Consider the following 18,049-nt stretch of genomic DNA (forward strand, 5'->3'; position numbering starts at 1 on the left):
CTTTGGTCAAGAGACGCTTGTGTCACTGCTGATAAGAATGCAGGCAGAGCTGCAACTCCTTTTCCAGGATATAGATGGTCTTGAGTTCCTATCTACTGACAATGAGCAGCGATTCCATAGAAAGCTTGCCACTCATACCCGATGTCTCACCCAATTAAATCAGCTGGCCTTCTTGCTGCTTGTTGACCAGTCTCCTAACTAGAGGTTTTAGTAGTACTCACAGCCGTAAGCGGTAGCCTTTCCGGTGGAGTCGATTACTGCTATAAGGCGTTTGAATTGAGCTTGATATGTCTGTGACTTTCTCTGTTCAATAGAATCAAATAGGTTTGACGCCTAGTTTAAAGCCCGGAACGCAATTTGCAGCCGGGCTTTTTTACTTAAGGGCCATATGATTATGATATGATTTCTGTTACCTTAGGCTTCATCGTAACTAAATCTATCATAATTGATCTCTCAGCCGTGAGTCGAAAACATCTGCCCGCCGTGACCTGTAGTGTCTTAGTTGCCACTTACAATCGCCCCGACGTGTTAAAACGTTGCCTGAAAAGTTTGTTTCGACAAAGTCGTTTACCGGACCAAATTATTGTATGCGACGACGGATCTGGCCCGGAAACCCGCCAGGCTATTCAACAACTACAGACCGAAAGTCCAGTACCATTGATTCATGTCTGGCAAGCTGACGAGGGATTCAAACTGGCTCAGATACGCAACAAGGGCATCGCCATGGCCACTAGTAGTTATCTGATTCAAATTGATGGCGACGTGATTTTGCACCGGCACTTTGTACGCGACCAGTTGAACATAGCGAAGCCAGGCGTTTTTTACTCCGGCAACCAGTTTCACCTTACTCAACAAGAGACCCAACAACTTTTAACCGGTTCCCTGGCCAGCCTTCCCTTGATTCTGAAACAAAGTAGGCTAACCTGGCATCGTATGTGGGTACCTTTCTTACAGAAGCCGACAGCCCGGCTCTATCATTGGAAAGACCATTACCTGTATGTATCGGGTTGCAACATGGCTTTCTGGCGAGAAGATCTGCTGGCCGTTAATGGCTACGATGAAAGCTTTACAGGTTGGGGCTGGGAAGATACCGATCTTACCTTTCGGCTTATGAATCTGGGCCGTCGCCTTCGGTTCATTCGCTTTGGGGCCATTCAGTATCATCTTTACCATCCACCTTCCTCTCGAAGGGATCAGGAGTCGAATCGGCAGCGGGCGCTGGCCAACCGAGATGCCCATGTCATCTACTGCCAATCTGGGTTAGCCAAGTATCTACCCGATACCATCAGCAGGTAGCTACTCGCAGCTCAAAGTAAAACGTTAAACTCCCTTCTCGCTATACGGCCCACTTCGGACAGTAAAATCACCTCAACAAAAATTCCCGCCAGCATCGCTGACGAGAATTTTGACGAACTCGATAAATAAGCATTCTTGTCAGCGATGCTGACGGCTTGGGGCGCCTATTTTTTCTAATTGATAGAATCGTTTGCCACAAGCTGCGCAATGATACGCTTTGCTGGTAAAGAGCTTCATGAGCCCCGATCGAGCGATGCGGTCGGGGTGGGGATTTCCACAGGTTGGGCATCTCTTCTCAAACCGAATCGCTCCAAAGAGATAAGTCAGCCAGGCCATAAAGGTGATACAACCGACGGCAAATAAGGTTAACAAGTTCATACTAAGAGGAAGTTACGGAGCCTCCAAAAGTAGCTTTCTTGAACACAGAGGCTATTTTTAGGGTGAAGGTATGGCTCCAGTGTTTCGTAGGCTTGATTTTGGAGGCTTACCGCTAATGGGTGAGCAAAAAACAACACCCAAAGAAACCGCTACTTCCCTACACTGGTGTGCCAAAAAGCATCATTAATGTGCCAAACGGCTAAGTCTGGGGAGTTCATCCATCGCCAAACTCCTGCTGCTGGTTGGAGACACGTTTGTAGAATGTTGGTCCGTTTACTAGAGATTTTCCTGGTTGGGCTGGCTTTCTGCTTAGTTTACCGGCGATAGCAACCCAATGCTAGTTATCCAACTCACTACAAACCGTTCAGGAAAGCGATTGCCCACATGCGAAAAAACAACTTGCACACCAATCAAATCCTGTACATTATTGGCGCTGGTAATTATAGTATTGTACATCAAGTGGGTGGCCGGCACTTGTTGATGAGCCATACCCTCAAGTGGTATCAGGGCAAATACCCTGATTTCATCCGGATTAATAAAGGAGCACTCATTAACCCAACCTATGTGGTCAGTTGGCAAAAAACCAGTCGTCTTTTGGCCAGCCTGACCATGCAGAATGGTCAGCAGTTAGTCATAGCCCGACGGAGGATGCTAAATGTGCTGGAACAGGTTGAACAGACTTTATTTTTAGTAGGAAAGCAGGTAAATGGACTTGGTAATAATGCGTGAAAGCGTTTTAAACTGGGCCTGGTAGCCTTCTACTTTGTCATTACAAGTTGTGTTAAGACCTGCAAACACTACAATTACCTTGCTTCTTACTTTTTTAAGTGAGCGTTTGCAAATTTTATGAAATTGCTCCAATCGTAGGCCGTTAAATTATGTTCGCCCTCCCGAATATGATAACCTAATGGCGAGTTAAGAATAGGTTGGTTGATAGCAGGCGGATGGTCAGGCAAATGAGCCTCCATTCCATATAAAGCATAAACACGCTGGGCATTTTTTAACGCTAAATAGGTTCCGGTAGGGTCAGCCCAAAGATCCTTCGATGCATTAGTCACATATAATCCTCTTGGGGCAATGGCCGCTAATAACATGTGCTGATCCACCGGCAAGGAATCTTCGTTATGATTGAATTTTTTATAATTTTTTGCAAACCAATGCGGAAAAACGGTATTGATTCGGCTGACCGTCTCGCCAAATCGCCTACGGGATAATGCCGCCCCCGTGTTACCCGAACAATTCGAAAAACACAGCGCAAATCGTTGGTCCTCGGCAGCGGCCCATAAGGACGCTTTACCCCCTCGAGAGTGCCCAACAATCGCCACTCTTTTGGCATCTATCACGGGATCTTTTTCCAAATAATCCAATACTCGGCTGGCACCCCAGGCCCAGGCACCAATGGCTCGCATGCCATCGTTGGCAGTTAATTGCTCTGGATAGAGCTGAAGCACGCCGTCGACATACTTAACCGTATCATCAGGTGCCAGATCACTGACATGAAAAGCAGCGATAGCATACCCACTATCGATGACCATTTCAGCGGGCCAGAAATCGCTTTTGTGGGTTCGGGTGGGGTCAGTATTATCTTTGCTCCGGTTGTTAATCAGCAAAAAAACGGGTGCAGGTTTGTTTATCTTCGTAGGCACAAAAAGAACCAGGTTTATCTTCACCGACCGATTGTGCTGGACAACCTCGATCACTACCTCTTTTAAGGTTGCTTTGCCTGCCATTGCCTGAGTATCTCCACTTTTTATCGAGTAGGTAAGACGGTCAACGGTTTTAGGCATTTGGCCGTATACATTTTCTTCAAATAGCTTAATGATTTCAGGACGTCTTATCTTCTCCCAGGCTGTCTTAGTACGAACCTCCTGATTCGTGGTTGTTTTCAACAAGTCAGGTAAACTATAGGCTGGCACGTTCGCTTCATCATAATTTGCCACTTCTGAGTTTTGGGCCTGTAGCTGAATGAGTATAACTAAAAACAGACAGGATAAAGCAAACCGTCGTAGATACTGCATGAGGATGGATCAATAGTAAAAAATAGTAAGGCTCTTTTGTCCGCTTAGACGTTGATTACTTGTATGATACAAGGGCCAAAGGCTAGTAAGCTTGTGGTTTTACTATTGTGCTTCAGCCTGACATTTTTTTGTACCTTTTAAACGTCTTGCGCGAAAAGTCACTCCGATTTTCGTGATCTGTCAGTAAAATAAGCACAGGAGCACCAGAACTTTGTAGTATACAAATGCCCACTGGGCCACTGCCATGTTTCTAGGTCATTTTGGAGTCGGGTTGGCGACCAAGCCCCTGCAACCTCGCGTATCTCTGGGCACACTATTTCTGGCCACACAACTGGCCGATCTTCTGTGGCCCACACTTTTGTTAGTAGGCGTAGAGCGAGTCGAAATCAGACCTGGCTTATTGGCTGCCTCGCCCTTCGACTTCGTGTATTATCCTTTCTCACACAGCCTGTTGGCGCAAGTTGTACTAGGTCTGGTACTGGGCCTCACCTACGGCCTGTTACAGCGTAACTGGCGCGGAGCACTGCTAGTGGGCCTGCTGGTGCCCAGTCACTGGCTGCTCGACCTAATCATGCACCGTCCTGATCTGCCCCTCTACTTTGGGGCTTCCCCTAAAGAAGGGCTTGGTCTTTGGCACAGCCTGCCCGCTACGCTCGCCATCGAATTAGGTTTTCTGGCGGCCGGCCTATGGGTATACCTGCGTCACACGCGACCACGTAACCGCACTGGTCAATTCGCCCTTTGGGGTCTGGTAGTTTTTTTAGTACTCGTCTATCTGGGCAGCGAACTCGGCCCGGCCCCTGTCAGTGTACCGGCCTTGGCCTGGAGCAGTCAGGTACTATGGCTGATAGTGGCTTTAGGCTACTGGGTAGATGCGAATCGGGAAATGGCATAAAGATTAGTTGTATACGTGCAGTAGAAAGCAAAAAAGGTAGCTTGATTTTTTCCAACCAATTTTCCACTTACTGAACCGATTCGGGGGAGAATGCTTTTACATCGGTTGTGGCATTGAGAGCGAGTACCCGATGATAAACCTCCAGGGTTTGATGAACCATTTGCTCCGAGGAGAACGCTTCCTGCCGACGATACCCTTTCTGCCGCAAGGACTGACGCAACTCAGCATCGAAAAGAACAACTTCAACCTGTTGACGAATGGAGTGAGCCGATTCAGGATCAAAATAAAGGGCCGCATCCTGAGCTACCTCTGGAAAACAGGAGGTATGACTGACTACAACGGGGCAACCAGTGGCAAAAGCCTCCAGAATCGGAATCCCAAATCCTTCATAGAGCGAGGGATAAATAAATGCCAGCGCCTGTTGATATAACCGATACAGGATCAGGTCGTTAACCATATACTGAACTACCTGATCACTTATCCCCAACTGATCAATGAGTCGATTTTCATCGACCGTAAACGCCCCTCCCCCGCCACAAACTAAGTGCAGCGATGGGTATTTCTTAAGCAGGGGAGCAAGCGCCTGAAGAAAGGGACCAAAGTTTTTGTAACTCTCCCGGCTACCCACATAGAGCAGATAGGAACTGGGGGTCTGAATTTGAACCGTATCGGGCACCTCCATACTTCGGAAATGAGTCGCGTGATGGATCACCGTAATTTTATCGGCTTGTAGCTGGAACAGCTCAATCAAATCATTCTTGGTGTTTTCGGAGACGGCAATGATATGGGCTGCCCGGTTGAATAAGAGCTGTTTTTGGGCTTTCGAGGCATTATCAACGTGTCCGTATTTGGCACCGAACTTATCTTTGATGGCATCGTGATAGGTTAAGACAAAGGGTTTATGGCCAATGTATTTTAGAAAATAAGGGTGGAAAAACGTGGGATGGAATAGATCATATTGTCGGCGTCGTACTTGCCCTGAACTCCACAACCGATTAATCAGCGAAAAGAGCCTGTTCGTGAGCCTATAGCCCAGAAAATAGGGAAAGGATGGGGTGCGTGACCAGGAATTTTGGTTTAAATACTCATTATTGGAAAATCGGATCGCTACTTTGGCCTCAATGCCTTGTCGGCGAAGGACAGTAATGAGGTGGTAAAAATAGCGGGACACTCCGCCAAATTTATTGGCCGTAAAGGTTTGGTGATCGTACAATATTTTCATTTTGGGTGGACGTTTATGAATCTAAGTGTTTACTGGCGATCCGGCGAAGCCCGTTAGGGCGGACCTCACCAGGCCATACTGGTAGTGCAGCATTTTGGGTAACGGCTTCAGCGGAAGCTGGATAAGCCAATAAAATAAGTAATCGCTTCGCCTAAAGCTGATTGGAAGGCTGAGTGAGAGGGGTAATAGTCAGCTAATGGTTTCATTCTGGTTGTAAGGAGGTGTGTGATCCTCAAGACCCAAAAAGCGAATTAGGCGTTGGATTTCCTGGTCTGTCTTTTTGAAGATTTTACGCTGATAGTTCGAGCCCTACGACTGCTGCCGATTATTCAAATTTTAAAATTACAGGAGTACACCTCAGCGACTGATTTACCAGCTACTTCACCTGGTATGAGACTGTTGTACCCACGATGGGTAAGTTGATTGTGGTCATAAATTATAGCCTACCTAGTCAGTTAGAAATCACTCTCGAACTTCCTGTTACGGAGGATATTTTAAATACCAATTAGATTGGGCGACTCGTCGACTAACTCACGTTAATGTTAGTGGATACTAGCAATTGACTGCTTTTTGAGTATACTACGGGTCAATAGGAAAAGTACAAAAGCCCAAACTATCGCTGAAAAAATCGACCACCTAGCTTGAGGGGCTGCCAAGCTGTAATAGAAAATAGGAGCACTACCGTAAAGACCAAACACAATTGAAGCTGTTAGAAAACTGTAAGCAATCTTTGCTACTGTACTTCTGATTTCTAAAGAGTTATAAGCGATAGGCAAACTTTTAGTTAGCAATATAAACAGTTGCCAGGCAACCAATGGTGTACCCAATACGAAGCCAATCCAAGCTGGAATGCTCAAACCAGTTTCAAAATGGCCGACGTCTCCGTTAGGCGAAAAGGCTCTCAAAGGCATGTAACTGTACAATTCAGCCAGATTAAAAACGGCAAACCAGAACAAGGCTTGGGTTAAAAGCGGTCTTCGTTGGGTAGCTGCTTTACGCAGCCCTACCTGTGAAAGCAAATACAAAAAGACATTAGTTACTAAAGCGGCAACTGCAATTAAAGACGCTTTCCAAGGAGAGGATCGAAATATTGGTTCGTAGTTAATAGCTTCTTCAGCATGAAAAAGGGTCCAATCGCCATAAATAATGTCGAATGGTTGTGCTTTATAGCCGAGCAACCAGCCAACCATACTATGAGACCACTCATGAGCTAAAACCATTACATGGTGGGCTGCAATAACTGTAATGACAGTGATCATAAAAATTACCATTCCCCTTCCCATAAATAAGGCCAAGATCTTTGTGTATAACTACCTGATGCCATTCATACAACAGAAATTAATCTCGCCAACCAATGGGTTTGTTGGGTGTACGGCCATCACTTGGCACACAGAGCGCCGTTGGATAGTCCTTGGAACCACCATAGCCCCCATTGTTATAGGGTTGCGAAGGTGGACGGTTGTTCAAGGCGATAAACAAGCCCGGCGGACGACCTGTCGCGTCGCGTCGGTCAATCCAGTCCAGCGAGGTGGACACCGCCGAGGCCGTAAAATAGCCAATCACGCTTTCCTGACCATTGGCCACGTTGCGTATGTTACCCACCAATGCCGTGGGGGGAGTAGTCGCTACGCCCCCAGTATTCTGGGTCTGTTCCTCCACCGTCCGGTAGTACTGGTAGGCTCTCTTTGTGAGCGAGGATTGGCGAAGCTGCACCAAACAGGCATTCTGTTGGTAAAACGGAATCTGGGCCACCGAGCGGCCCAGAATCAGCCCGCCGTTGCTATACACATCATCGAACACATTCGTGGTATAATTGCGCAAAATTTCCCAGCATTGGGTGCGGCACTGGTAATCGGAAACATAATACCCATTATCATATTTCTGGCCATAACAATCTTCGATGAGGATTGGTGGGTATGAATCTGGTACAGAGATCAAATACTCGTTATTGATACAAGTATGACACCAGGCCTGTTTCTCCCATAGCAGCCAATCCCAGCGGTAATAGTTGTGTTGATCGGCGGGATCCTGAAAATCAATGGTTATCTCATGCGCTCCCCGGTATTGATTAATGGAGCCATCGCCGATAATAGCGGGTAAACTGGTGGGGTTGAATTTTGTATGAACGCGGTCAATGGGGGGAACCGGGGCCATCACTTCGGTCGTTGACCGATACTGCGTGCCATCGGAGAGGGTGAAACGCAGTTGGTAGGCATGGCCTGGTTTGGCGATAAAGCCTGCCGGGGAACGGTAGGCTCCGGCGGTATCGGTCTCGGTGAAGACCAGCACCTGAGCTGAATCAACGATGACCTCAACGCGGGCTTTGGTGATAGGCAAACTGCCAAAGCGGCCGGTCAGCGGGTCGGATTTGGAGCGATTGATGCGAATTTTTTGGTCCTCATTGAGGTTAGTCAGTGTGCCATCAACGACAATCACATTGACTCGTTGCGTTAAGGGGATCTCCAGCATATCGACACAGGCAACGGGTAAGAGAAGCGTCGTCAAGCCAACGAGTAGGAATAAACTAGCAGAACGCATAAACTAGAGGGTGTAGAAAAAGTAAAACACGGCGAGTTGCGTGTTCTACTTTTTCTGGTCAATTATCAAGATTTGGCCACCCGGCAGGGTATAACCATTTCTGACCATCTTTCCTTTAGTAACAGATCAAAGCTATTGATATGCGAGTAAACAAATAGCCAGGTAAGTTAATGCTCCTCCCAGGTATCCCAGCAAAGCTAGTCCACTAATTCGCCGTAAATACCAGCCAAATTCTATCCGTTCCATACCCATCACGGCTACCCCCGCTGCTGAACCAATCACTAACAGGCTGCCGCCCGTGCCAGCGCTGTAGGCTAAAAACTCCCATAGTTTGCTATCACTTGGATAGGTAGTCAAATCATACATGCCCATTGCGGCTGCTACGATGGGGACATTGTCAACAATGGCCGAGATTAGACCTATTATCAGTACAATCAAATCCAGATTGCGAAGTGTATCATTGAGCCATACCGCGACATTTTTCAACGTACCAGTCGATTCTAGAGCAGCCACAGCTAATAGAATACCGAAGAAGAATAAGATACTGGGAACATCAATTTTGCTTAACGCATAAGCCGCTGTGTATCGCTTCCGGTCTTGCTCATCTTTGTCAGCATGAATAATTTCGGAGACACCCCAAACAATACCCAAAGCCAGCATAATCAGCATGTAGGGAGGTAAATGTGTGTGTGTTTTGATAATGGGGACCATGACAATGGCCGTTAAACCAGCCGCAAACATAATGCGCCGGTCGCGACGCTGCAGGGGTGTAACGTAAGGCCGACTAACCCCACGACTACCTTTGGTGATAACCGGTTCCGATTGGGCCTTCATGGTGAAGCTTAGCCAAATCATGGGAATCAGCACATTGACCAAACTGGGCAGAAAGAGTTCTTTGATGATCGTGACTGTAGTGATCTGGCCACCGATCCAAAGCATGGACGTCGTTACGTCACCGATGGGTGACCAGGCTCCGCCCGCGTTGGCAGCAATGATGATTAAACCGGCCATCAATCGACGTTGCTCGGGGTCATGTATGAGTTTTCTCGTCACTGATACCATGACAATGGCAGAGGCCAAATTATCCAGCAAAGCAGAAAGGAAGAATGTCAGTCCGCCAATGAGCCAAATCAACGTTCGCGGGTTTCGTGTTGCAACACGATCGGTAATAATGGTAAAACCATCATGCACGTCAATCAATTCTACGATTGTCATTGCCCCAAGCAGAAAGAACAGAATTTGGGCAATCTCCGCTAGGTGATGGCTTAACTCAGCCAATACCGGCTCTATTTCCTGAACGGAAAGAATGTATAAAGCCCAGCAACTTACACCAGTGATTAATGCCGTGGCCGTCTTATTAAACCGGATCGGATGCTCTAGTGTGATTAGAACGTAGCCAACGATAAAAACGAGAATAATCATCATGAGGAGCGACTGGCAAGAGAATAGGGCTTATGAATACTACCCTTAAAGCGTTTGAGTTTTAATCGGATATGAATCTGTGCAGACAATACAGGCTGAAAACTGACTGCTATAATTACTTATAGATTAAACATATTGACTGCGATCTCAAAAATGCTGACGCTACTAGCGCCAGCATTTAGATCTAACCCATAAGAGCCCGCCTAATCAGGCGATCAGAAGGTGAAGCGATTACTGAGGCAATAAGTTAATTTATTTACCTATCGGTAACATTAAACCCTCTAATGTGCTTGTAGGGGCAGAAAACACCACTATGTAGACATATGATTTTAAGCAAGTTATTCGGCAACAATCCAACTAGAGCTAAATGACGTATATCAACTATCAGTTAATTTTCCACTCGCTGTAGTTAGAATACTTGATGACTTACGAATCATACAGACTCGTTCATGAAAAATTGGAATCGAGTGGCTGTTGGTTTTTATACCACGACCAGATTCCCGATGGTAAAGTAGGCTGGGTCGTTCCCAGCACGCCTAAGGAGCCAAAAAGCTTCGCTAAGATAAGGTCTTCCTTAATGAAACTAGGTGTCATGAGCCATGAAATCGAGCATGCGCCCGCTCATAATTGCCCCTACCCAAACTCATTTTTGATTTACCTCTCATTACCTGATAAGAAATAGCCGATTATACGCTGAACTTACTGTTTGCATTTATAGTAAACTAGCTCTTAATGCCAAAACGCCAGCCTCAATAGAATTGGCATCTTTATATTCCTGATTATCAGTATTGGAAAAAAAATTAATGCATTTTTGTTACCATATTATATTTTTCAAGTCTAAGTAATATTACTTATCTACTTTACAGTAACAATACTCGTTTTACTATATATAATTTATAAAACCTACCTACGACTTACTATGAATGATCTTGGTGAATTACTTGCCTTCTATGGGACTCGACAACTGTCCCAAACAACACCGCAGTTTTCCCATTGGACTAACTCCAAAAACCTACGCAACTGCATAACGCTAGCCATGCGCGGAGCGGAAAATGGCAATGAATCTAGCCTTAAAACATTACGGTTGATCAAGGATTTATTAGTAGCCCAGGCGTAGCTAATAGAGCCCTAACCGAAGAGAAAAGGCGTTTTGCCGTTATTACTTGTAAGGACTCTATTTAGCTAAAGGATAAAACTCATGGCTATACGCAGTAGGTAAAGTTCTCAACCTACTATAAGGTCACTTTTCAACATAAGTAAGATGAAGGCATTAATCGGGATTATTATCAGTATTTGTTTACTAGGCATTAATGGGCAGGCTCAAGTCCCGACCTCCACTAAAGTTCACTTCTTGAACTCAATGATTGGCCTGAATGCCGAACTAAAAACGACCATCGACCCTAAGAACCCGATCCGAATCAAGCCACGGACTTGGGCCATCATTCAGCCAGCGGGTGATAGTCTAGGCTTTATCATTGACAACAAGCCCTATTTTCTTCATTTTTCGCCCAATAAACACTATTACTTTGTTATTCAGGCAGGTCATTTTTCGCGTCCTGTTATTACCGAAAAGTCAGAGCAGGAGTTTATTTTAAGCGCAGCGGCTGAGTCCGCCAAAGGCCCCGAAGAGTATATACTAAGTAAGGAGTCTAATTGACTTTTGTCTTCAATTTATGGAGTTTCCAGTCTGCCATCTTTCGGGAGTATTCATTTACTAAGCTGGACTTTTTGATTTACTCCAACTCAGTCATTATAAGTGAAGCTTTTAATCGTCAAGACAGGTAGATAACCCTCAACCGTGTTAGTTTGAAATAAAATCTGACGAGTGACTCGTTTTTGTTCGTCAAACAGATAGGTATAGCTGGTAGAAACTATGGCTGGAGGGTTTGATTGAGAAAAGGTATACACATAACGAGTCGTCGATTTGGTCAACAAGTTAGTTGATCCTCTTCCTTCATTAAATAAAGCGCGAGGGTCGAATAAGGCTGGGTAGTTTAAATTATAGTCAAATTGGGTCGTGTCGCTGCCAGATTCATAAACATTCACCTGCTTCTCTACATTGTGGTTTTTTATGACCTGGACGAGTGTCGTATAAAGATTCTGTCTTCGAAGTAAATAACCCGCCTGATCATAGCCATAGATCGTCTTTTTGTTCAGGTAAAAGCTGGGGATAGCGTATCCCAACTGATTAAGGATGAGCGTATCGTTGCCCTGAGTACCTGCCTTAAAAACCTTGTCGCCTGCATAGATATAGGAATAATTTTCGGTACCATATCCAGACGGATCATCAGAAGCAGTTTTCTTGTCCAAAATCAGTCTTCCCTGGTCGTCATAGCGGTAGATTCGTTCAAGGCTCCCGACATAATAATAAGACGTGCCCTGATAGAGGATAGGTGGTTTTGATGATTTGGCAGCGAACTGCTGATCAGGCAGATATCTCATTTCGATAATCTTACTTATCTGGTTTTGATTTGTGTTGGGAGCCGGTAAATCGTTCCTGCAAGCGCTAGTTACTACTACTAGAAGAGCGATAAAAAATCGACAGTTCATTAATCGTTAAGGTTTGATAACGCTCTATATCTGATATGCCACGAATAAGTAAGTCTAATTGATTCGTTTCAATCAAACTATTTTCAATTTCTATTGACGAGTACAAAACGTTCAGATTACCAGACATCCATCTATTGGGGCGTCAAAAGCGTTCGGTCGCGAGTGCCAACCTTCATCAGTCTGGCTACGCGGGGCCGGGAGTGGCTAAAAGAAAATACCGACCCGGATCGAGTCGGTATTTTTTGATATGAAATCAGCCGACACCTAAGTAGACGACGGCTGATCAAATTCACGTATATTTTTTTTACTTGCTACTATGACTAAACTTGGTGCTAAAAGGTCACTTAAGACGACATTTAAAGCCCCAACCGGGTGGAAAGGGCTATGTTTTTAGAGGTTTGGTTATTGATGAAAGGCATCATCCGGTAACTAATTAAACGAATGGCGAAACTCAAGTGGCGAAACGTTGGTCTTGGTCTTAAAGAGTTTGCTGAACGACTGCAAATGTTCAAACCCCAGCTCATAGGCAATCTCGCTGACCGAAAGAGTAGTGGTTGACAGCTTTTCCTTGGCCAGTTCAATCAATTTATTGTGTAGGTGCTGCTGTGTGCTCTGCCCGGTTAAGGATTTGAGCAGGCTGCTGAGATAACCCGGTGAGATGTTTAAAACCTCGGCGATATGCGTAACGCTTGGCAGGCCTTGTTGGGCCAGTATGCCGCTGTTGAAATAACCCGACAGGAAATCCTCCAGCCTCGTTAGCAGCTCATGGCTGGCACTTTTTCGGGTAATGAACTGGCGTTGATAAAATCGTTCTGAATAGGTCAGAAATAGCTCCAGTTGCGCGATGATCACGCTTTGACTGAATCGGTCAATAGTAGAATTGTATTCCTGTTCTATCTGATTCGCAATTGCGGTGAGCATGGTCTCTTCCTTATCGGAAAGATACAAGGCTTCATATACGGAATAGCTAAAGAACTCATAGTGTTTAATGGTTTTCGCCAGCGGTGTGTTCCATAGAAAATCGGGGTGGATCAGAATCATCCAGCCTTCTGGCCTATGCACCGCACTGGTATCGATTGGGGTATCGATACCAAACAGTTGTCCGGGGGACATGAAGAATAATACACCTTCGTCAAAGTCACCAGATTGCTGTCCGTATTTGAATTTGGCGTGCTGCACCTTTTTCAGAGAAATCGAATAAAAGTCATAGATCAGGCTGAAAGGAATTTCGGCGATAGGCAGTGTAATATCGTCCATATGGACAACGCTGATCAGCGGGTGCGCCGGCTTGGGCAGGCCCGCGGCCCGGTGATATTCGGTGATCGTGCTGAAACGAAATAGCTGGTGGTTGTTCATAGGCCCGATAAATATAACTAGTTTCCATCGTATGCTTTGGCAAATTCTTTGGCGAAATCGGCCAGTTTTACTTTGCCCATTTTGGGCCGGTTCCGGTGAAAATTCGCCAGGGCTTTACCACTATGCATGACCGCCTGCATTTCTACCAGAGTCTCGGCCAGTTTTTCCGGAACTTTGGCCATCTTCAGGCCCCGCAACATTTCCTTGTCCGAGAGCAGGGCCCATTTTAACCAGGGCTTGCCTACCGCAGTACCGATGATTCTGGCGGCTTCGTTACAGGTCATTTCCTCACTACCCACGTAACGAATAGTCGTTTTTTCGGGATTCAGCAACAATTCTTCTGCTACCGCATCGGCGATATCTTTTGGCGAGACAAACACAATCCGGTCGTCCCCGCCATAATTCCCCATTAGTAGGCCAGTCTTCCCGGTCAGCAAAGCCCACAACCCGGAATAACGCAGTGTCAGGAATTTTCCGATCAGCCCCTTGCCTTTGATCAGGTCCATGGACTGGTAGAAGTTGGTATAAAAGGCCGCAGGCCGCATGATTGTGAGGGAAGCGGGGAGGTCATCAAAAACGTGTTCTACGTTTTCACTGCTGACCAAATCTGCCGCCCAGCCGCTCATCACAACGACACGTTTGGTTCTGGCCTGTTTTAGTGCCTGCGCATAATTCTGAGCCATCCGACGTAAATAGTCACCCAGATCTGGTTCGGCAAAACTCAGCGGAATCATGGCATAAACTGCATCACCATCTTTAAACGTATCTGTCAGGAAGGCAACATCGGAAATTGAGCCGATGGCCGGTGTTGCGCCCAGAACTTCGATAGCCGCTTGTTTTTTTGGATCACTGCTGACTACAGTGACCGCATGTCCTTGGGCCACTAGTAGTTCAGTCAGCGGTTTGCTGATATTCCCTAAGGAACCAGTTACGATAATTTTCATACCTTTTACTGAGTATAAACGCCATTCGTTATATCGGCAAGCAATGTTGAGTGAGTTGGGTGCCAGTTTAAACGTTCCTGGGTCAACTTACTCGACGCTGGGCAGTCTATCGCGGCCATGTGTGCAAACCAGCCGAAATGCTCGGCAGCGGCTTCAGGCGCTATTGATTTTACCGGGATATTGAGCTGGTTACCTATGGCTTCAGCGATTGCTTTGACCGTGATGGCTTCTTCGGCGGAACCATGATAACGAGCACCCGGTTCAGCGTTTTCTAATGCCAGCCGAAATAAACGGGCGGCATCCAGCCGGTGCACGGCGTTCCATTGGTTGAATCCATTCCCGATATAGGCAGAAACGCCTTTTTCACGGGCAATATTGATCAGGATCGGTATGAAACCATGCTTATCGTCGTCGCCATGCACCGATGGCGATAAACGGATAGCTGCTGCACGGACACCCCGTGCGGTTACGACATCGGCTGTTTGCTCAGAAGCCCGCGGCCACGCCGGGTTGAAGGGTGGGATGATATCTTCAGTAGCCAGTCTGCCCGGGCTGACCAGTGCGGTGCCGGAGGTAACGATAAAAGGACGGTCGGAGCCGGCCAGCACTTCGCCGATGGTTTCAATAGCTACTTTATCCACCTCGCATACTTCCTTGAATCGGGTAAAGTCATGGATGAATCCGGCATGAATTACACCATCAGCCTGAGCGGCACCGCTTCGAAGGCTTTCCAGGTCTTCCAGATCACCCCTATGAACCTCAGCACCTGCTTCGATAAGCTTATTAGCGGATGCTTCCGAGCGCGCCAGTCCTGCTACCTGGTGACCGGCGCTAATTAATTCCTGCACAATGGCAGTACCTATGAAGCCTGTGGCTCCTGTGACAAATACGCGCATAATTGATCTTATCTTGTTGATACAAAGATCTCCGATGCCAGTCAAACCAATTTATCCAAATCTGCTTTTGATTTAGCCGAAATCGTGATTACGGTCAAAGGCACACCAAAATCGTTGAGGTTAGCCTGTTGCAGAGCGAGTAACAAGACATCGAAGTTGATTCGGGGCCGAGGGGAGTTATGTCCTAACTAGTCAACTATGGAGGCTTATTGGGTAACCAAAATCATTTCTGGCGGGCTAACCGGCGTCGATAAGTTTGGCGACAAGTGTGCTTACTGCGGCTGTGAGCTAACCAAAGGGTGGCATATTGATGAGGTGGAAGCCACATCAACTTAATGTGGCCTGACTGAACTAACCATTCACTACACTAAATGATAACTAAGGTTATAACTAACAGTCAAGACTATAGCTACCAGGTAAAGCTAATATTGTAAGCTACCGGCCCAGAAGGGAAAACGCTGCCACACAATTTAATGTTTGTCAACGTAAAAAGATTACGTCCTGGGGAGCTTTACTTGACCACAAATGTGGAATAGCCATGTCCGTTCGCCTGACCAAGAAAAAATTGATCTCACGACGGCGGGTAATGTGCAAGCCCTAATTGACCAGCTCAATAGTCAGCTGGTGTGGGAAATTATGCCCATGCTAGACGAGGTATTGGCCATAATCTGAACAACTATGAATCCAGTCATTTCACCCGGTGATCGGGTCAGTGTTGATAAGATGGTGAGAGGCTATTTGCGAGGTTATGAAAAAGCAACGGTTTTGGCCTGGATGCCCTCGGGCAGACTAAAAGTTAAAGTCGATGGCAGCTCCATTGTGAAAGTCGTATCACCTGATCATGTCAAGAAAGTGGCTGACGGGCCAAATGGGGTATAATCGGCAGAGGACTAAACGTTAAAGATGAATGCGTCAAAATAGATTCGGGTTTCTTTGCCGAATCGGTGCCCAATGGCTTATGTCTTAAAGATTTGTCTTCGATGCCATCAAACCGATCCCTGTTTGCTGTTACAACCAATTGTCACCCCCAAGAGTCCTCTTTGCTGCATGTTCAAGAGCTGCTCTCTTTTTATGACTAACCAGACTTTCAAATCAGGTAGACACCGTTCATTTTTGGCCATACATTGGCCGCTGCTTGGATGGCTGCCCTTGCTAGGGTTGATAGCTTGGTGTTGTCAACGATATCATCCTATAAGTATATTAGGAGATTGGAAACTAAGCGCCCTTTTCGAAGGACCCGCCCGCACTGCCGCCACTGGCTTTACGATCGGCAGACAAGCCTTTGTGGGTACCGGTAGTAGCCAATATAATTTGCTGAATGACTTTTGGGCGTACGACCAAATCAAGAACGCTTGGGTCGAGAAGGCTAGTTTTCCAGGCCCCGCCCGTTGGGGTGGAGTGGGCTTCGCGATAGGAGATAAAGGCTATATTGGGCTAGGGATGGATGCCTATGGGAATCGACTTAACGACTTCTACGAATATAGCCTCATCACCAATCAATGGCGTCGAATTGCCGATTTTGGGGGCACTGCTCGGCTGAGCGCCATTAGTTTTACAATTGGGGCTAAAGGCTATGTCGGCTTAGGGGATGATTTGCATAATGCCAAGGATTTGTGGGCCTATGATCCCGATACAGATAGCTGGCAGAAAATGACCACCTATACTGGCCCGGTACGGGTGGGCGCTGTAGCCATCGTGATCGGTACGCTGGCTTATATAGGTACCGGGTCTAATCAAGGAGAGAATTTAAACGACTGGTGGGCCTATGACCCAATCAGCGATTTATGGCTCAGAAAGCATGACTTAACCACTGACCAGAGCTATCTTAAGGGACGTGATGGGGTCGGCTTTGCCATCAATGGTAAAGGCTACGTCTGCTTGAGCAATAACACGGACAAATCAGTTTGGGAATATGATCCAGTGACGGATCTATGGAGTACACGGGGCGTCTTTGAAGGGAGCTATCGTGCTAATAGCTTTGGATTCAGTTTGGGTACAAAAGGTTATATTACGATGGGGGGCACTCCATCGGGCTCACTCTACAATGATCTATTCGAGTTTGATCCGAGTATTCCTCAAGATATCCCTTAGTTAGTATTATCTTTTAATTAAGCCCATTAGTATATCTAGACAGTTTATTCATAGCGGTAAAACTATAAGTTATTTTGACTAAGGTTAACATATAGCCAATATACAATACCCAAAAACAACCGTTTCAAGGTGGAACAAGTCTTGTTATAAAATTTACAAGATGAGAAAAATAATAGCTGTCGTGAGTCTATTTGTTTGGATCAGTTGCACTAAGGGGACGACAGAAAATCCGTTTATTTCTGCTGATAACTGCGACTGTAAGGGTAAAGCTTCTGTAGTTGTAAAAGATATGACCGCCCGAATCACTGAACGTAGAACCTTGCTCCTGAAAGATATTGACTACAGTAAGGTTGCATACAGAGAACTGTTCCCTTGTGATACGTCTAATATTTCTGGTTTACCCACTTCCAAAGATGGAGAGTATGGGTACTCAGTCAGTGGTG

At 46.2% G+C, this 18,049-nt stretch carries 21 protein-coding genes; 10 read left to right on the forward strand and 11 right to left on the reverse strand.

Annotated features, from left to right (window positions below; all coding sequences use genetic code 11):
• Positions 1-459 precede the first annotated feature (459 nt).
• Positions 460-1,296 (forward strand): glycosyltransferase family 2 protein, encoded by an 837-nt coding sequence (locus GO755_RS31355; protein ID WP_198174995.1) that lies wholly within the window; start codon positions 460-462, stop codon positions 1,294-1,296.
• Positions 1,297-1,434: 138 nt separating this feature from the next.
• Here GO755_RS31355 and GO755_RS31360 read toward each other — a convergent pair whose 3' ends face one another.
• Positions 1,435-1,674: a hypothetical protein gene (locus GO755_RS31360; RefSeq protein WP_157589384.1), complete on the reverse strand. Its 240-nt coding sequence runs from the start codon at positions 1,672-1,674 to the stop codon at positions 1,435-1,437.
• A gap of 384 nt (positions 1,675-2,058) precedes the next feature.
• On the opposite strand from GO755_RS31360, the gene GO755_RS31365 reads away from it, so the two are divergent.
• Positions 2,059-2,403 (forward strand): LytTR family DNA-binding domain-containing protein, encoded by a 345-nt coding sequence (locus GO755_RS31365; protein WP_157589385.1) that lies wholly within the window; start codon positions 2,059-2,061, stop codon positions 2,401-2,403.
• An 86-nt stretch (positions 2,404-2,489) separates the two neighbouring features.
• Here the strand turns inward: GO755_RS31365 and GO755_RS31370 are convergent, their stop codons facing one another.
• On the reverse strand, positions 2,490-3,692 hold the full coding sequence (locus GO755_RS31370) for a glucuronyl esterase domain-containing protein (RefSeq protein ID WP_157589386.1): 1,203 nt from the start codon (positions 3,690-3,692) through the stop codon (positions 2,490-2,492).
• A 244-nt stretch (positions 3,693-3,936) separates the two neighbouring features.
• Here GO755_RS31370 and GO755_RS31375 point away from each other — a divergent pair, with 244 nt between their 5' ends.
• The gene (locus GO755_RS31375) at positions 3,937-4,587 is read left to right on the forward strand and encodes a hypothetical protein (RefSeq protein WP_157589387.1); all 651 of its coding nucleotides are present in this window, start codon (positions 3,937-3,939) and stop codon (positions 4,585-4,587) included.
• Positions 4,588-4,654: 67 nt separating this feature from the next.
• Here GO755_RS31375 and GO755_RS31380 read toward each other — a convergent pair whose 3' ends face one another.
• The 5 genes from GO755_RS31380 to GO755_RS31400 all read right to left on the reverse strand — a co-directional run bounded on the left by GO755_RS31380 (position 4,655) and on the right by GO755_RS31400 (position 10,363).
• Positions 4,655-5,809: a glycosyltransferase family 4 protein gene (locus GO755_RS31380; RefSeq protein ID WP_157589388.1), complete on the reverse strand. Its 1,155-nt coding sequence runs from the start codon at positions 5,807-5,809 to the stop codon at positions 4,655-4,657.
• Positions 5,810-6,351: 542 nt separating this feature from the next.
• Positions 6,352-7,068, reverse strand: a complete 717-nt coding sequence (locus GO755_RS31385; protein ID WP_157589389.1) for a hypothetical protein — start codon at positions 7,066-7,068, stop codon at positions 6,352-6,354.
• Between the two features lie 79 nt (positions 7,069-7,147).
• The gene (locus GO755_RS31390) at positions 7,148-8,347 is read right to left on the reverse strand and encodes a DUF4249 domain-containing protein (RefSeq protein ID WP_157589390.1); all 1,200 of its coding nucleotides are present in this window, start codon (positions 8,345-8,347) and stop codon (positions 7,148-7,150) included.
• 132 nt (positions 8,348-8,479) lie between these two features.
• Positions 8,480-9,772 (reverse strand): sodium:proton antiporter NhaD, encoded by a 1,293-nt coding sequence (nhaD, locus tag GO755_RS31395; protein WP_157589391.1) that lies wholly within the window; start codon positions 9,770-9,772, stop codon positions 8,480-8,482.
• Between the two features lie 444 nt (positions 9,773-10,216).
• Entirely contained in the window at positions 10,217-10,363 is a 147-nt protein-coding gene (locus tag GO755_RS31400) for a hypothetical protein (protein WP_157589392.1), read from the reverse strand.
• Between the two features lie 325 nt (positions 10,364-10,688).
• Here GO755_RS31400 and GO755_RS31405 point away from each other — a divergent pair, with 325 nt between their 5' ends.
• Together GO755_RS31405 and GO755_RS31410 are read left to right on the forward strand one after the other, a co-directional pair.
• A complete protein-coding gene (locus GO755_RS31405) occupies positions 10,689-10,886 on the forward strand; it encodes a hypothetical protein (RefSeq protein ID WP_157589393.1) in 198 nt (65 codons plus the stop codon).
• 144 nt (positions 10,887-11,030) lie between these two features.
• Positions 11,031-11,426, forward strand: a complete 396-nt coding sequence (locus GO755_RS31410) for a hypothetical protein (protein ID WP_157589394.1) — start codon at positions 11,031-11,033, stop codon at positions 11,424-11,426.
• Positions 11,427-11,512: 86 nt separating this feature from the next.
• Here the strand turns inward: GO755_RS31410 and GO755_RS31415 are convergent, their stop codons facing one another.
• A complete protein-coding gene (locus tag GO755_RS31415) occupies positions 11,513-12,211 on the reverse strand; it encodes a hypothetical protein (protein WP_157589395.1) in 699 nt (232 codons plus the stop codon).
• A 201-nt stretch (positions 12,212-12,412) separates the two neighbouring features.
• Between GO755_RS31415 and GO755_RS31420 the strand changes: the two genes are divergently transcribed.
• Complete coding sequence (locus GO755_RS31420) at positions 12,413-12,565, forward strand: hypothetical protein (RefSeq protein ID WP_157589396.1); 153 nt, start codon at positions 12,413-12,415, stop codon at positions 12,563-12,565.
• 183 nt (positions 12,566-12,748) lie between these two features.
• Here GO755_RS31420 and GO755_RS31425 read toward each other — a convergent pair whose 3' ends face one another.
• From GO755_RS31425 to GO755_RS31435, 3 genes are read right to left on the reverse strand one after another with little or no spacing between them, the layout of a single operon-like run.
• Positions 12,749-13,675, reverse strand: coding sequence for a helix-turn-helix domain-containing protein (locus tag GO755_RS31425; RefSeq protein WP_157589397.1), 927 nt, complete (start codon positions 13,673-13,675; stop codon positions 12,749-12,751).
• Between the two features lie 17 nt (positions 13,676-13,692).
• Positions 13,693-14,619, reverse strand: a complete 927-nt coding sequence (locus tag GO755_RS31430) for an NAD(P)H-binding protein (protein WP_157589398.1) — start codon at positions 14,617-14,619, stop codon at positions 13,693-13,695.
• 5 nt (positions 14,620-14,624) lie between these two features.
• The gene (locus tag GO755_RS31435; protein ID WP_157589399.1) at positions 14,625-15,515 is read right to left on the reverse strand and encodes an SDR family oxidoreductase; all 891 of its coding nucleotides are present in this window, start codon (positions 15,513-15,515) and stop codon (positions 14,625-14,627) included.
• Between the two features lie 198 nt (positions 15,516-15,713).
• Between GO755_RS31435 and GO755_RS31440 the strand changes: the two genes are divergently transcribed.
• The 4 genes from GO755_RS31440 (at position 15,714) to GO755_RS31455 (ending at position 17,606) form a co-directional block, all read left to right on the forward strand.
• A complete protein-coding gene (locus tag GO755_RS31440; protein WP_157589400.1) occupies positions 15,714-15,851 on the forward strand; it encodes a hypothetical protein in 138 nt (45 codons plus the stop codon).
• 189 nt (positions 15,852-16,040) lie between these two features.
• On the forward strand, positions 16,041-16,187 hold the full coding sequence (locus GO755_RS31445; RefSeq protein ID WP_157589401.1) for a hypothetical protein: 147 nt from the start codon (positions 16,041-16,043) through the stop codon (positions 16,185-16,187).
• Positions 16,188-16,193: 6 nt separating this feature from the next.
• On the forward strand, positions 16,194-16,394 hold the full coding sequence (locus GO755_RS31450) for a hypothetical protein (RefSeq protein WP_157589402.1): 201 nt from the start codon (positions 16,194-16,196) through the stop codon (positions 16,392-16,394).
• A gap of 405 nt (positions 16,395-16,799) precedes the next feature.
• Positions 16,800-17,606 carry a Kelch repeat-containing protein gene (locus GO755_RS31455; RefSeq protein WP_317165995.1) on the forward strand — a complete coding sequence of 269 codons (807 nt, stop codon included), beginning with the start codon at positions 16,800-16,802 and terminating at the stop codon, positions 17,604-17,606.
• Positions 17,607-18,049 lie beyond the last annotated feature (443 nt).

Origin of the sequence: Spirosoma arboris, from assembly GCF_009754945.1 — a bacterium.
In the GTDB taxonomy this organism is placed as follows: domain Bacteria; phylum Bacteroidota; class Bacteroidia; order Cytophagales; family Spirosomataceae; genus Spirosoma; species Spirosoma arboris.